The 14,622-nt window shown below is 72.7% G+C and carries 14 protein-coding genes; 9 read left to right on the top strand and 5 right to left on the bottom strand.

Annotation, left to right across the window (positions count from 1 at the left end; genetic code table 11):
• Positions 1-24 precede the first annotated feature (24 nt).
• Complete coding sequence (locus ACFQ46_RS05115; protein ID WP_380257816.1) at positions 25-1,125, top strand: substrate-binding domain-containing protein; 1,101 nt, start codon at positions 25-27, stop codon at positions 1,123-1,125.
• A gap of 76 nt (positions 1,126-1,201) precedes the next feature.
• Here ACFQ46_RS05115 and ACFQ46_RS05110 read toward each other — a convergent pair whose 3' ends face one another.
• Positions 1,202-1,507, bottom strand: a complete 306-nt coding sequence (locus ACFQ46_RS05110) for a hypothetical protein (RefSeq protein WP_328294315.1) — start codon at positions 1,505-1,507, stop codon at positions 1,202-1,204.
• A gap of 136 nt (positions 1,508-1,643) precedes the next feature.
• Here ACFQ46_RS05110 and ACFQ46_RS05105 point away from each other — a divergent pair, with 136 nt between their 5' ends.
• Both ACFQ46_RS05105 and ACFQ46_RS05100 read left to right on the top strand, forming a co-directional pair.
• Positions 1,644-3,440: a putative bifunctional diguanylate cyclase/phosphodiesterase gene (locus tag ACFQ46_RS05105; RefSeq protein WP_380257814.1), complete on the top strand. Its 1,797-nt coding sequence runs from the start codon at positions 1,644-1,646 to the stop codon at positions 3,438-3,440.
• 182 nt (positions 3,441-3,622) lie between these two features.
• Positions 3,623-4,600: a ferritin-like domain-containing protein gene (locus ACFQ46_RS05100; protein ID WP_380257812.1), complete on the top strand. Its 978-nt coding sequence runs from the start codon at positions 3,623-3,625 to the stop codon at positions 4,598-4,600.
• A 64-nt stretch (positions 4,601-4,664) separates the two neighbouring features.
• On the opposite strand, the gene ACFQ46_RS05095 is transcribed toward ACFQ46_RS05100, so the two are convergent.
• A complete protein-coding gene (locus ACFQ46_RS05095) occupies positions 4,665-5,309 on the bottom strand; it encodes a TetR/AcrR family transcriptional regulator (protein WP_380257810.1) in 645 nt (214 codons plus the stop codon).
• Positions 5,310-5,399: 90 nt separating this feature from the next.
• On the opposite strand from ACFQ46_RS05095, the gene ACFQ46_RS05090 reads away from it, so the two are divergent.
• The 4 genes from ACFQ46_RS05090 to ACFQ46_RS05075 all read left to right on the top strand — a co-directional run bounded on the left by ACFQ46_RS05090 (position 5,400) and on the right by ACFQ46_RS05075 (position 9,117).
• Complete coding sequence (locus ACFQ46_RS05090; protein ID WP_380257808.1) at positions 5,400-6,869, top strand: flavin-containing monooxygenase; 1,470 nt, start codon at positions 5,400-5,402, stop codon at positions 6,867-6,869.
• A complete protein-coding gene (locus ACFQ46_RS05085; RefSeq protein ID WP_380257805.1) occupies positions 6,866-7,738 on the top strand; it encodes an alpha/beta fold hydrolase in 873 nt (290 codons plus the stop codon). Before ACFQ46_RS05090 ends, ACFQ46_RS05085 begins: the two co-directional genes overlap by 4 nt.
• Positions 7,739-7,743: 5 nt before the next feature.
• Positions 7,744-8,793, top strand: coding sequence for a zinc-binding dehydrogenase (locus ACFQ46_RS05080; RefSeq protein ID WP_380258435.1), 1,050 nt, complete (start codon positions 7,744-7,746; stop codon positions 8,791-8,793).
• An 84-nt stretch (positions 8,794-8,877) separates the two neighbouring features.
• Positions 8,878-9,117: a DUF6458 family protein gene (locus tag ACFQ46_RS05075; protein WP_380257803.1), complete on the top strand. Its 240-nt coding sequence runs from the start codon at positions 8,878-8,880 to the stop codon at positions 9,115-9,117.
• Between the two features lie 9 nt (positions 9,118-9,126).
• Here ACFQ46_RS05075 and ACFQ46_RS05070 read toward each other — a convergent pair whose 3' ends face one another.
• Positions 9,127-10,167 (bottom strand): glutathione S-transferase family protein, encoded by a 1,041-nt coding sequence (locus ACFQ46_RS05070; RefSeq protein WP_380257801.1) that lies wholly within the window; start codon positions 10,165-10,167, stop codon positions 9,127-9,129.
• 164 nt (positions 10,168-10,331) lie between these two features.
• Between ACFQ46_RS05070 and ACFQ46_RS05065 the strand changes: the two genes are divergently transcribed.
• On the top strand, positions 10,332-11,417 hold the full coding sequence (locus ACFQ46_RS05065; RefSeq protein ID WP_380257799.1) for a CDP-glycerol glycerophosphotransferase family protein: 1,086 nt from the start codon (positions 10,332-10,334) through the stop codon (positions 11,415-11,417).
• Positions 11,414-12,151, top strand: a complete 738-nt coding sequence (locus ACFQ46_RS05060) for a phosphocholine cytidylyltransferase family protein (protein ID WP_328294305.1) — start codon at positions 11,414-11,416, stop codon at positions 12,149-12,151. Before ACFQ46_RS05065 ends, ACFQ46_RS05060 begins: the two co-directional genes overlap by 4 nt.
• A 69-nt stretch (positions 12,152-12,220) precedes the next feature.
• On the opposite strand, the gene ACFQ46_RS05055 is transcribed toward ACFQ46_RS05060, so the two are convergent.
• Positions 12,221-14,032 (bottom strand): EAL domain-containing protein, encoded by a 1,812-nt coding sequence (locus ACFQ46_RS05055; protein ID WP_380257797.1) that lies wholly within the window; start codon positions 14,030-14,032, stop codon positions 12,221-12,223.
• Positions 14,029-14,574 carry a heme NO-binding domain-containing protein gene (locus tag ACFQ46_RS05050; protein ID WP_380257795.1) on the bottom strand — a complete coding sequence of 182 codons (546 nt, stop codon included), beginning with the start codon at positions 14,572-14,574 and terminating at the stop codon, positions 14,029-14,031. Before ACFQ46_RS05050 ends, ACFQ46_RS05055 begins: the two co-directional genes overlap by 4 nt.
• Positions 14,575-14,622 lie beyond the last annotated feature (48 nt).

The following is a 14,622-nucleotide window of genomic DNA, read 5'->3' as shown; positions in this document are numbered from 1 at the left end:
GCGCCCCGAGATCAGGAGGAACTCATGATCAAGGTTCTCGGCCGACGCCGCACGCGCACCCTCACCACCCTCGTCCTCCTCGCGGCCACCGGCACGCTGACGGCCTGTTCGGACGGCCCGGCGACGGCCTCGACCGCCGGCTCCGCGTCGACGGCGTCGCCCCACATCGCGTTCCTCGCGGAGAAGACCTCCTTGCGCTACGAGGCGTCCGACGTCCCGAACTTCCAGATCGACGTGGCGAAGTCGTGCCCCGGCTGCACGGTCGACGTCTACTTCGCCTCGACCCAGGACGAGCAGAACCAGCAGGCGTCGAAGGCGCTGAGCGACGGCGCGACCGTCCTCGTCGTCGCACCCAAGGACTCCGAGGGTGCAGCGGCCATCGCCCAGCAGGCGACGTCCGGCGGGGCCAAGGTGATCTCCTACGACAGCCTCATCAAGGGGTCGGCGATCGACGCGTTCGTCACCTTCGACAGCGGCAAGGTCGGCGCGATCGGCGCCCAGGCCGTCCTCGACGCCGAGCCCGCCCCGGGGGCGGTCGTCGTCGAGCTCGACGGCGACGCCGGCAACAGCAACGCGGCCTGGGTGGCCTCGGGGGCGAAGTCGGTCCTCGACGGCAAGATCACCACGGGCTTCCAGGCCTGGGTCCCGGAGTGGTCCGCGGACAACGCCGAGATCGCGATGGAGCAGGCCATCCAGCAGCTGCACGGCACGCCGATCGCGGGTGTGGTGGGGGCCAACGACAGCATCGCCAAGGGAGCCGCGAAGGCCCTGCGCGAGGCCGGCTGGACGGGAACCCTGCCACCCATCAGCGGCCAGGACGCCGACGTCGCGGCCATGCAGCGCCTCCTGACCGGCGAGCAGGCCGTCACGGCCTACAAGCCGATGCCGCAGCTCGCCGCGGCCGCGGCCGACATGGCCCTGGCGTTGGGACGCGGGGAGGCCGTCACCACCACGACGACCACCGACAACGGCGCCGGCGCGGTGCCGACGACGCTGCTGCAGCCCACCGCCGTGACCGCGTCGAACCTGGCCACGACCGTCATCGCGGACGAGTTCACGACCGTCGAGGCGCTCTGCGCGGGGTCGGCGAGCCAGGCGTGCGTGGCCGCGGGACTGCGGTCCTGAGACGGAACTCCGCGGACGTGCGACGTCCGGCGGCTCACCGGTCACCCGGGAACCGCCGGACGTCGCGCGTGGGGGCCTAGGCGTCCTCGAAGGTCGCGTCGTCCTCGAGCAGCTCCACCGCGGCGTGCGCCCGGTTGAAGAAGTCGACGGACACCAGCACCGCCGCCTCAGCTCCCTGCCGGGTGATCACGACGGGCTTCTGCACGATGCCGTCGATCGCCGCGGTCAGCTCGACGTCGGAGACGTCGGCGTGCGGGTAGATCGCGGCGGCGGGGTCTTCGAGCGCGTCCCGGCGGAAGTCGTCCGCCCGCTCTCGAGCCTCTGAGTAAGCGCTTCCTTCCAGTGAACGCTTCTCCTGGTCAGCCTGGAGCTCCAGATCCATGCAGACACGATAGTCGGGTCCCGCCCGTCGTGACCTGTCAGCTGCTCACCTGCTCCGCCGGACGGAGCACGGACCCGCCGGGCGGCCGCGGCCGGGTGAGGTCAAGTCGGAACCGGGGCCTTCCGATGCTCGATCGGTGAGCACATCGTCCGGGACCGTGCCCGAGGTCGCGACCCCCCGGCTCATGGCGTTCACCACGGGCGCCTTCTACGTCACCGGCGGCCTCGCGGCCGTCCTCACCACGGTCGGCAGCTGGCCGGACCTGGGGCCCCGGGGACTGGCGATCCTCGGCCTGGCCGCGATCGCGGTGGGCCTCGGATGGCTGCTGCTGGCCCGGGGACGCCTCTTCCCCCGGTGGTGCTTCCACGTCGCCCTGGCCCTGGCCTCCGCGATGCTCGCGGCGGGCGTGGTGCTCAGCGCCGACGACACCGCCGCGCTCGGGGTCTCCGGCTTGTTCGTGTTCTGCGCCATCGACAACCTGTACTTCTTCTCCCGCCGGCACGCCCTCGCCCACACCACGCTGCTGCTCGTCGCGGTCGCCGGCAGCCTGCTCTGGCGCGGGATCGACCCGGGCGTGGCGGCGGCTCTGGTGCTCGTCCAGCTGGTGGTCGTCGTCGTCATCGGACGTCTGGTGCAGCGGGCCTCCCACGTCACCCGGGACAGCCTCACCGGGCTCCTCAACCGCCGCGGTTTCGACGAGCGGTTCGAGGAGGTCGTCGCGAGCGCCGACCGGAACGGGACCGCCGTGGCGCTCGCCGTCGTCGACGTCGACCACTTCAAGGAGGTCAACGACTCGGGTGGGCACGCGGCCGGCGACGCCCTGCTGGTCTCCCTCGCTGCCGTGCTCGAGAAGGCCGTCGCGGAGCACGGGCCACGGGGTGCCGTGCTCGCGCGGCACGGCGGGGACGAGTTCGCGCTGGTCCTCCCCGGGTGCGACCAGGAGGCCGCGGCGGCGGTGGCCGAGTCGCTGCGACGCGCCGCGCTCCCCGCCGGGCTCTCGGTCGGCGTCGCCCAGCGACGGCCCCGGGAGGACGCCGGCAGCCTGATGCGCCGTGCCGACGCGGCCCTCTACGACGCCAAGGCGGCGGGACGGGGCCGCGTGGCCGTGCCCGCCAGCGGCGACGACGGTCTCGTGGAGGACCTCCGGGCCGCCCTCCTGTCCGGTGGGGTGTCGGTCGCCCTGCAACCCGTCGTCGTCCCCGGGACGGGCGAGGTGGTCGGGGTCGAAGCCCTGGCCCGGTGGAACCACCCGACCCGCGGTCCGGTCCCACCGACGCAGTTCATCCCGCTCGCCGAGGCGAACGGGCTGGTGAAGGAGCTGGACCTGGCGGTGACGGCCCTCGCCTGTGCGGACGCCGTCCGGATGCGGGAAGCCATCGGCCGGGACCTGCTGCTGACGGTGAACGCCTCCGGGCAGCACCTGGTGGACCCGGACTTCGTCGCGGAACTGCTGCGGATCCTCGCCGAGACGGGCTGGTCCGCGCACGACCTCGTCGTCGAGGTGACCGAGAGCACGGTCGAGGCCGCGTCCGTGGCGACCCGGGAGACCCTGGAGGAACTGCGCGCCATCGGCGTGCGGACCGCCATCGACGACTTCGGCACGGGCTACTCCGCGTTCAGCCAGCTCGACGCCCTGCCGGCGGACTTCCTCAAGCTCGACCGGGACTTCACCTCCCAGATCACCGTCAGCCCCCGACGCCGGGCCGTGCTCGGCGGGCTGATGCGCATGTCGCACGAACTGGGTCTGCTGGTCATCGCCGAGGGTGTGGAGACCGCGGAGCAGGAGGCGGAACTCGTCGCGCTGGGCTGCCCGCTGGCCCAGGGGTACCTGTTCCACCGGCCCCTCCCGGTCGAGGAGCTGCTGCAGACCCTGCTCCGGGACGCGACGCCCGTCCCCGCCCCCCACGTGCTGACGCCCATCCGTGACATCTGAACACGGAGAGTATTGTTTTCCGCTCTGACGCATGAACTTCCACCGGGGAGCAATCCGTTCGGCCCAGTGCACCGAAGGACGGGTGACCGGCGCACGAGGCCGGCCGACACGACGGTCCGGTGCTGCCACGACGCGACACCGTGACCGAGCTCGCGCGACCCACCCGATTCACCGGAGGAACCGTGTTCGGAAACAAGCTCGTCAAGACCATGATCGACCGCAGTGCCGAGACCGGCGCAGACCGACGCAACTTCCTGCGCACCGCAGGTCTGGCCGGGCTGGGCGTCGCCGGTGCGGCTGCGGTGGGCACCGGTGGGGCCTCGGCGGCCTTCGCCGACAGCAACCCGCCCAGTTCCGCGCAGCCCAACGGTCAGACGGCCAACGGTGAACTCATCTCCGACGCCACCATCCTGAACTTCGCCCTGAACCTGGAGTACCTCGAGGCGGAGTTCTACTCCTACGCCGCGTTCGGCCACGGCCTGTCGAACAGCGACATCGACGGCAACTACACCACCGGTGCCGTCACCGGTGGCTCGAAGGTCCCCTTCAAGTCGTCCTCCGTCCGCAAGATCGCGGAGGACATCGCCCACGACGAGGTCGCCCACGTCAAGTTCCTGCGTGCGGCGCTGGGCACCGTCAAGGTCGCCCGTCCCACCATCGACCTCGTCGGCTCCTTCACCGCCGCCGCCCAGGCCGCCGGGCTGATCAAGGCCGGTCAGAGCTTCAACCCGTTCGCCGACGAGGGCAGCTTCCTGCTCGGCGCGTTCCTGTTCGAGGACGTCGGCGTCACCGCCTACAAGGGTGCCGCCCCGCTCATCACGAACAAGACCTACCTCGACGCCGCCGCCGGGATCCTGGCCTACGAGGCCTACCACGCCGCGACCATCAGGACGACCCTCGTCGCGCGGGGCCAGGGCGCCGCGGCCGACGCGATCTCGAACGCCCGCGACTCCCTCGACGGGCCCACCGACCTCGACCAGGGCGTCACCGGCCCCAACGGTGCGACCATCGTCGCGCCCGGCGACAAGAACGGCGTCGCGTACTCGCGCACCTTCGGCCAGGTGCTCAACGTCGTCTTCCTGAACCCGGGCAAGACGAACAAGGGCGGGTTCTTCCCGCAGGGCGTGAACGGCGACATCCGCTCCTCCGACGCGCACTGACCCCAGCCCGTCCGACCGGCCCGGTACCCCTCAGGGGTGCCGGGTCGTTCTTCGTGCGGTGGAACTACTCCGGGTCGCTGCGGCCGTAGATGGTGCGCAACCACACCGTCAGGAGCACCTCGACGGCGTCCCCGGGTTCCAGCGCCGGCTGCTGGGCGGTGAACGAGGAGTGCAGGACCCGCTCGTTCATCCAGTTCAGGGCGATGGCGAGGTCGCGGGCGGGTGGACCCGCCGGCGCGGCACCGCGGGCGCGTTCGGCCTCGATCTCCGCCGCGGTCTCCGCCACGAAGCGTTCCATCACGCCGCTCCAGACGTCGCGGACCGCGCCGCTGGTGGCCCGGGCCTCCGCGGCGGCGAGGGTGACCGCGCGGTGGGTGCGGAACGGGTCCTGGATCGCGTGGATGATCTGGCGCCAGCGGTCGGCGGTGCCCGTCGCGGGAACGCGCAGCGCCTCGTCGCGACGGGCCCGGGCCTCCGCGACGACCCCGTCGAGCAGCGCGAGCAGCACCGCCTCCTTGGAGGGGAAGTAGAAGTAGAACGTCGGCCGGGACAACCCGGCCCCCCGCGCGAGGTCGTCGACGGAGACGGTGGCGTAGGGACGTTCGCCGAACAGCCGTTCCGCCGTGTCGAGGATCGCGGTCTCCCGGTCCTCGCTGCGCGGACGGGGGGCGCGACGTCCCCGCGCGACGGCGGTCGGTGGTGTGCTCACGGGCTCGACCCTAACCCGCGACGGCCGTCCCCGGACGTCGTCGTCGACACCCTGTTGACAGAGTCGACAGGGTGTTGAAAGGTGGTTGCCGTGGACAACGGCGAACCGCTCGAACACCTCGACGTCCTCGTCGTGGGGGCCGGCCTCTCCGGGATCGGCGCGGCCTGCCGGCTGCGGCAGAAACTGCCCCGCAGCACCTTCGCCGTCCTCGAGTCCCGCGGCGCGATCGGCGGGACCTGGGACCTCTTCCGCTACCCCGGCGTCCGGTCGGACTCCGACATGTACACCCTCGGGTACTCCTTCCGCCCCTGGCGGGGCGGCAAGGCCATCGCGCAGGGCGCCGACATCCGCGAGTACGTGACCGAGACCGCGCGGGAGTTCGGCGTCGAGGAACGCGTCCGCTTCCACCACCGCGTGCTGGCCGCCGACTTCTCCAGCACGACCGCGCGCTGGACCGTCGTCGTGGAGCGGCCCCGCGCCGGCGGAGGTTCCGAGACCGTGCGCCTGACGTGCAGCTTCCTGCTCAGCTGCACCGGCTACTACCGCTACGACGAGGGGTACACCCCCGAGTTCCCGGGAGCCGGAGAGTTCGGCGGACGGATCGTCCACCCGCAGCACTGGCCGACCGACCTGGACACGACGGGCCGGCGCGTCGTCGTCATCGGCAGCGGCGCCACGGCCGTCACCCTGGTCCCGAACCTCGCCCGGGACGCCGAACACGTGACCATGCTGCAGCGTTCCCCGAGCTGGGTCCTGGCCCTGTCCTCCCGCGACCACCTCGCGGACCGGTTGCGCGGTCGGGTTCCGGAGGGTCTGGCCTACGCCCTCGTGCGGACGAAGCACATCGCCCTGGCCACCGCCACCTACCAGTTCACCCGGCGGTGGCCGCGCCGGGCCCGCGAAGTGCTGCGCGAACGGGTCGCGGCCCGCCTCCCCGAGGGTTTCGACGTGGAGCGCCACTTCACCCCCGACTACGACCCGTGGGACCAGCGCGTCTGCTTCGTCCCCGACGGGGACCTGTTCCGGGCGCTGCGGTCGGGGCGGGCGTCGGTGGTGACCGACGGGATCGAGACCTTCACCCCCACGGGGATCCGCCTGACCTCCGGTGCGGAACTCCCCGCCGACGTCGTCGTGACCGCCACCGGCCTCAACCTGCTGTTCCTCGGCGGGATGGCGCTGTCGGTCGACGGTGGTCCCGTCGACCCGGCCGACCGCGTCACCTACAAGGGGATGATGCTGTCGGGGGTGCCGAACCTGGCCTTCGCCCTGGGCTACACGAACGCGTCGTGGACCCTGAAGATCGACCTCGTCACCGAGCACGTGTGCCGGTTGCTGGACCTGATGCAGCGGCGTTCGCACCGAATCGTCGTCCCCCGGGAACCGGCGGCGGGACAGCGGGAACCGCTCATCGACCTCGATTCCGGCTACGTGCGCCGGGCTGCCGGCCTCCTCCCCTCCCAGGGCGGGGCGACGCCGTGGCGGCTGCACCAGAACTACCCGCTCGACGTCGTCGGGCTGCGCCACCGCCGCGTCGACGACCCCGCCCTGGAGTTCTCGTGAGCACGCCGGGTCTCGAACCCGCGCGTCACGCCACCCTGGCCCACGGGATCCGCGCGCGCTACCGCGTGCAGGGCAGCGGGGCGCCCGTCCTGCTGCTGCACGGGATCGGGTGCAGCCTGGAGGACTTCGACGAGCAGGTGGCGTTGCTCAGCCCGCGGTACCGCTGCTGGGCGGTGGACCTCGCGGGTTTCGGCGGCAGCGACCCGTTGCCCGTCCCGGGATCGGTACCGCGGTTGGCGGCGTTCGTCGCCGCGTTCTGCGACGCGGTCGGTCTGCGGGAACCCCTCCACGTCGTCGGGAACTCCCTCGGCGGGGGCGTCGCCCTGCAGTTCGCGGCGGACGCCCCGGACCGGGTGCGCAGCCTCGTCCTGGCCGACCCCGCGGGTTTCGGCCGGGGGGTCACCGCGGCGCTGCGGGTCATCACGGTGCCGTGGCTCGGCCCGCGGCTGCTGGCGCCCCGCCCCGGCGCCTCCCGCCGCACCCTGCGCGGCGTCTTCCACGACCCGGCGCTCGTCACCGCCGACCGGGTGGAGCGCGCCGACGCGCTGAGCCGGCGTCCGCACGGGGTGCGGGTCATGCACGAGACCGCCCGGTCCCTCGGGACGGTCCTCGGGGTGCGGTCCCGGTGGCGCCGGGACCTGCTGCGCGACGCCGCCCGCCACCCCGTCCCGACGCTCGTCGTCTGGGGCGGAGAGGACCGGGTCCTGCCGGTGGAACAGCTCGACGCCGCCCGCACCGCACTCCCCCACGCCCGGACCCACGTGTTCCCCGGCACCGGGCACATGCCGCAGATCGAACGGGCCGAGGAGTTCGCGGCGCTGCTCGCGGAGTTCTGGCCGGAACCGAACCCCCTCGGAGGACGACGATGAGCGAACTGCCCACCACCATGCGCGCCCAGCGCCTGCACGTCCCGACCCGCACGATGTCGGTCGAGGACGTCCCGGTGCCGCGACCGGGTCCGGGCCAGGTGCTGATCGAGGTCGCGTTCTGCGGCATCTGCCACTCCGACGTCAGCCTCCTCGAGGGCACGTTCGCCGATCCCCGCGGGCCCGAGACCATCACCCAGGGCCACGAGGCCTCCGGCACCGTCGCCGCCCTCGGCGAGGGCGTCACCGGGTGGGAGGTCGGTGACCGCGTGGTGCCGGCCGCCGGGCGGCCGTGTCGCCGGTGCGACCGCTGCCGCCGCGGGGACCTCGTGAACTGCGACCAGCTGCTGCTGATGGCGTTCGCCTACGACGGCGCCTGGGCGCAGTACACCCTCGCCGAGGCGGGCGGCCTGACCCGCGTTCCCGACGGGGTCCCCCTCGACCAGGCCGCGCTGCTCGCCGACGCGGTCTCCACGCCGTTCGGCGCCGTCGTGCACACCGCGGACGTCCGTCCCGGGGAAGCCGTCGGCGTCTGGGGCGTCGGTGGGGTGGGGACCCACCTGGTGCAGCTCGCACGACTCGTCGGCGCGGTGCCCGTCGTCGCCGTCGACCTCGACCCCGAGGTGCGGGAACGCGCCCTGACCGTCGGCGCCGACGTCGCCCTGGACCCGAACGACCCGGACCTGCGCGAGCGCATCGCCGAGGCCACCGGCGGGCACCTGCTGGACGTCGCCTTCGACGCCGTGGGCCTCGCCTCCACCTTCGAGCAGGGGCTGGCGATGCTGGCGCCGCGCGGGCGGGTCGTGGGGGTGGGACTCAGCGGGCAGCCCCTGTCGCTGGGCACGTCGATGGAGTTCAACCTGTCCCGCAAGAAGGCCCTGGGGCACCTGGGTTACCGGAACTCCGACATCGGGACCCTCGTCCGGTTGCTCGCCGGGGGGCGCCTCGACCTCTCGCGCTCGGTCAGCGCCGTCGTCCCCCTCGAGGACGTCGCCGACGGGATCCGCCGGCTGCGCGAGCGGGAGGGGAACCCGGTCCGGATCCTGGTGCAACCCTGACCCGCGACCGTGGCGTTGCGCCGTCCGCGTGACCCGAGGGGTCTCGACGACGCAGTGGAGGAGGAACGGCGGGACGCTGGTCCCATGCGCCTCGGAACCAGCATCTTCCTCATCGCCCTCGGAGCGGTCCTCACCTTCGCGGTGACGTTCTCCGTCTCGGGCCTCGACCTGTCCACGGTCGGGGTGATCCTCATGGTCGTCGGCGTCCTCGGCGTCGTCCTCGAGTTCGCCCTGTTCCGGCCCCGCACCCTGCGCTCGACCAGCGTGACCAGCACCGACCCGGCCGCGGGCGTCACGACCTCCCGGACGACCCGCGACCTCTGAACCCTCGCCTCAGCGGGGTTGCGGTGCGTGGTCGCGGGGGACGACCTCGGACTCCACCGGCGGCGGGGGCGGGGTCCCGTCCCCGAACGGGCGACCGCCCAGCGCCTCACGACCGTGGGGTTCCCACCACCCCGACAGGTCGGGGCCGGCGGGCACGACGCCGGTCGGGTTGATGTCGCGGTGGACGCGGTAGTAGTGGGCCTTGATGTGGGTCACGTCGGTCGTGTCCCCGAACCCGGGCGTCTGGTACAGGTCGCGGAAGTAGGCCGAGAGCACCGGCATCTCGGACAGCTTCGAGCGGTTGCACTTGAAGTGCCCGTGGTAGACGGGGTCGAAGCGCGCCAGCGTCGTGAACAACCGGACGTCGGCCTCGGTGATGGTGTCGCCGACGAGGTAGCGCTGGGTCTCCAGACGCTCGGACAGCGCGTCCAGACGGGTGAAGAGCCTGTCGTGGGCGCGGTCGTAGGCGTCCTGGGTGCCCGCGAAACCCGCCCGGTACACGCCGTTGTTGACGTCGCGGAACACGTCCTTGTTCACCGCGTCGATCTCGTCGCGCAGGTGTTCCGGGTACAGCTGCGGGGCGCCCTCGCGGTGGAACTCGCTCCACTCCAGGGACAGGTCGATCGTCATCTGCGGGAAGTCGTTGGTGACGACCTGCCCCGTGGTCACGTCGACGATCGCGGGGACGGTGATCCCCCGGTCGTAGCCGGGGATGCGCGCGAAGAACGCCTCCTGGAGGCGCTCGATGCCCAGCACCGGGTCGCGCCCGCCGGGGTCGAGGTCGAACGTCCAGCTGCGCTCGTCGTGCGTGGGTCCCGCGATGCCCATCGAGAGGGCACCCTCGAGGCCCAGCAGGCGCCGCACGATGATCGCCCGGTTCGCCCACGGGCAGGCCCGGCTCACGATGAGCCGGTAGCGGCCCGCCTCGACCGGGTAGCCGTCACGGCCGTCGGCGGTGATGCGGGTCTCGATGTAGCGCTGGTCGCGGCGGAAGTCGCCGGTGGGGTTCACGTAGCCGGTGTTGCCGTCGTCGGTGCTGGTCGAGCTCACGTCGGTCCTCCGCTGGTCAGGTAGTAGAAGATTCAACCAGATCCACGGCCGTCCCGCACCTCGGACCCCCGGAACGCGGAGTGTCGTCCTCGCGCCGTACAGGCCGCACACTGCAGAGGGGACGCAGGGATGCGCCCACCTGACCCGTCGACAGAGAGAAGAACGTGAAGATCGTCTACTACAGCTTCGGAGGGCGCTACTCCGACAACCCGCGAGCCCTGCACCAGCGCGCACTGACCCGGGACGAGCTCGACGTCGAGCACGTCTGGCTGGCCCACGCCCGCCACGCGGACTCGTTCCCCGCCGGCACCAGCACCGTCCCCGTGGGGACCCCCGAGGCCGTGGCCGCGCTGGAGTCCGCCGACGTCGTGTTCGCCGACAACCACCTCCCGCGGTGGCGCAAGGGCCCGGGCACCACGTACGTGCAGACCTGGCACGGGACGCCGCTCAAGCGCATCCACCGCGACGCGCTCCTCCAGACCGACGACACGGCCCTGATGGACCTGCTCGACGAGGACGTGACCCGCTGGGACGTCCTCGTCGGTCCGAGCGAGGCCGGCGCCGTCGCGCTGCGTGCCGCGTTCGGCCACACGGGTGCCGTGCCGGTCACCGGCTACCCGCGCAACGACGCGCTGCTCGCCCCGGACGCGACCGCCCGCCGCGCCGCCGTGCGCGCCGAACTGGGCCTGCCCGAGGGACGCACCGCCGTCCTCTACGCGCCCACCTGGCGCGACGACGACCGTCTCGAGGGCGCCGAGGCCTACCGCCTCCCCCTGGACCCCGACCGCTTCACGCAGCGCCTGGGCGCCGACCAGACGCTGCTGCTGCGCCTGCACCACCTGGTGCCGGAGGCGCTGCGCGGTGGGGAGGTGCCCGGGGTGGTGGACGTCTCCACCCACCCCGACATCAACGACCTCTACCTGGCCGCCGACGTGCTGGTGACGGACTACTCCTCCGCCGTGTTCGACTTCGCCCTGACCGGCAAGCCGATCCTGCTCTTCGCCTACGACCTGGAGCACTACCGCGACGTGCTGCGGGGGTTCTACTTCGACCTGACCGGGATCGCTCCCGGTCCGGTCCTGCGGTCCTCGGAGGAGGTCCTCGACGCGCTCGAGGACCTCGACGCCGTGAGCACCGCCTCGAAGGAGCGCTACGAGGCGTTCCAGGAGATGTTCAGCCACGCGGAGGACGGCCACGCCGCCGACCGCGTCCTCGATCTCGTGTACCGACGCAAGGAGGTGGGTGCGTGAGCCGCTCCCAGAACGTGCAGGCCGTCGTCCTCGCCGCGGGTCTCGGAACCCGCCTGGGCCGGCCCCTGCCGAAGTCGCAGACCGTGCTCCGCGACGGGCGCACGATCATGCAGCAGCAGCTGGACAACGTCCGGACCGCGCTCGGCGACGGTGCGCGCGTCGCCGTCGTCGTCGGGTTCAAGGCCAACGTGATCATGGAGGCGCACCCGGAACTGCGGTTCGCCTACAACGAGCTCTTCGACTCCACCAACACCTCGAAGAGCCTGCTCCGCGCGCTGGAGACCTCCCACCCGGGCGGCGTCCTGTGGATGAACGGCGACGTCGTGTTCGACCCGCGCGTCCTGCGCCACGTGCAGCCGTGGCTGGACCGCGACGAGACCTTCGTCTGCGTCAACACGGAAGCCGTGGGCGAGGAGGAGGTCAAGTACACCGTCGACCCCGAGGGTTTCGTGCGGGAGCTGTCCAAGACCGTCACGGGCGGGCTCGGCGAAGCGGTCGGCATCAACTACGTCAGCGCCGCCGACAAGGCCGTCCTCGTCGAGGAGCTCCGCGCCTGCGCCGACACCGACTACTTCGAGCGGGGGCTGGAGACGGCCATCGCCCGCCGGGGCCTGCACGTCGTCCCCGTCGACGTGTCGCGCTACGACATCGTCGAGGTCGACTTCGAGGACGACCTGCGCCGCGCGGACCGCATCGAGGCCGAACACCTGTGGCTGGAACCGTTCGTCGGCTGAGGCTGCGGTAGCGGGGACCGGTCGGGGGGACCCTCCGACCGGTCCCGGTCCGCCGCGGCGCGTTCCCGGCTACGGCGCGGGACGTCGCGCGGTCCAGGCGGTCAGCCAACGCTCCAGCGCCGCGGGCGGTAGGGGCCGCGCGAGGTGGAACCCCTGCGCCGTGGTGCAGCCGAGCGCGGCGAGGGCCTCGAGGGTGGCGGCGTCCTCGACGCCCTCACCCACCGAGGTGAGCCCCAGGCGCGTGGCCAGCTCGACCCCGGTCTGCACGATGACCGCGTTCCTGGGTTCGCTCAGCATGGTGGTGACGAAGGACCGGTCGATCTTCAGCTCCTGCACCGGCAGCTGCCGCAGGTGGGCGAGGGAGGTGTACCCGGTGCCGAAGTCGTCGACCGACAGGCCGACGCCGAGGTCGCGCAGCCGGGCGAGCACGTCCTGCGCGCGCACCGGGTCGGCGATCACCGCGCTCTCGGTGATCTCGAGCTTGAGCAGGTGGGCCGGCAGTCCCGCCACCGCCAGGTTCTCGGCCACCGACTCCGGCAGCGTCGCGTCCACCAGCGAACGGGCCGAGACGTTCACGGACACGACGAGCGGGCGCCCCGCGGCGAGCCACGCGCTCGCCTGCGCGCAGGCCTGACTCAGCACGCGGGCGGTCATGACCTGCACCAGGCCGCTGCTCTCGGCCAGCGGCACGAAGTCCGAGGGCAGCAGCAGACCCTCCTGCGGGTGCTGCCACCTCACGAGCGCCTCGACGCCCCGGACCTCGCGCGAGGGCAGGTGGAGCAGGGGCTGGTAGTGCAGGACGAGCTCGCCGGTGTCCGCGGCGGTCCGCAGCTGCGACAGCAGGGTGAGCCGGCGGGGTTCGTGGGCGTCCAGGCCGGAGGAGTACGCGGCCAGGTCCAGGTGCTGGGCCTTGGCGAGGTACATCGCGACGTCGGCGTGCTGCAGGAGCAGTTCCCCGGTGCTGCCGTGCTCGGGGGACATGGCGATCCCGGCGCTGGCGGCGACGAGCAGCGTCAGCTCCCCGACGACGAACGGCTCGCGCAGGGCGTCCAGGACGCGTTCCGCGACGGAGCGGTGGTCGGCCAGCGCCGCCGCTCCCCGGTGCGGGGAGGTGATGAGCAGGGCGAACTCGTCGCCGCCGAGGCGGGCGATGAACTCGCCGGCCCGCAGGACGCCCTGGACGCGCGGTCCGACCTGCTGCAGCAGCAGGTCGCCGCAGCGGTGCCCGAGGGTGTCGTTGATCTCCTTGAAGCGGTCCAGGTCCAGGAGCACGACCGCGGCGCTGCCCCCGCCGGCCTGCACGACCCGCAGCTCCTCGTCCAGGCGGGCGGCGAAGGAGGTGCGGTTGGGCAGTCCCGTCAGGCTGTCGTGGCTGGCGCGGTGGGCGTGGGCGGCGGCGATGTCCTGCAGCTGGGTCGCGAGCAGCTGCGCGTCGGACAGCGCGCTGGCCTGCGCTCCCAGCAGCAGCAGGAAGTCGGTCACCGGGTCGGCCGGCGCGAAGTCGTCGAGGCGCAGCCCCAGGTGGAGGAGGTCGCTCATGCTCGTGACCCAGGGGGTCCCGACGAACAGGGTTCCCTCCCCGGTGGGCAGCACCTGACCGCGCAGGACCTGACCCCGGCCCGTCTCGACGAGGACCAGACCGCGCGGGAGCTCGTCGCCGCAGCGTTCCCACGTCAGGTCCCGCGGGGTGGTGATGCGCAGCGTCGCCGCCACCGGGTCACCGACGTCCAGGTCCGGGCAGACCTTCGCCAGCGAGGGCCCCACCCGGGTCGCGCGGCCCCCGTGGTCGACGAGCAGGTAGAACGGGCACAGCCGTTCCAGCAGGTCCGGGAGCGAGTCCTCGGACAGCACCGGTGCTCCCGGCCGCGGGTCCAGGCTCACCCCACGACCCCGGCGTGGGTGACGGCGAAGGAGTCGTGGTCGTGGCCGTCAGCGGCAGCCAGCACGTGCGTCGCCGACGCGGTGGTGCCCAGCAGTTCGGCCAGGCCCTCGACGAGCCCGACGACCATCGGGGCCAGGCCGGGACGGTCCGACCAGTAGTCCAGGCGCAGCGTGGTCGGGGTGAATTCGACGCAGCGGAACGACGGTGGCCGCAGGGCGGGCATCATCAGCCGGACCCGGGCGTGCAGGGCGTCCAGGCCGCCGAGGACCGCGGGCAACGACCCACCGGCCGACTGCAGCAGCGGTCCCCAGCCCTGCTGCGAGGTGTAGCGGACCCAGTGCCGGCCGAAGGCGGTCAGGACCTGCTGCGGGGTCAGCCCGAGGACGGCGCTGGCGCCGTCGACGAGGCGGTACGTCACCTCGTCGGGGTAGGCGGTCATGCCGATGAAGGCCGTGGGCGGGATCCGGGCGTGGGTGCAGACCGCCTGCCAGGCGTCCTCGCCCCCGGCAGCGCGCGCCATCTCGGCGATCGCCGTGTTCACCAAGCCGTACACCCCTGCGTGCCGCCCTCCGTCGATCGATCAACTCTC

Origin of the sequence: Kineococcus sp. GCM10028916, assembly GCF_042674865.1 — a bacterium.
Taxonomy (GTDB): Bacteria; Actinomycetota; Actinomycetes; order Actinomycetales; family Kineococcaceae; genus Kineococcus.
This window is presented reverse-complemented; position numbering and strand designations above follow the sequence as displayed.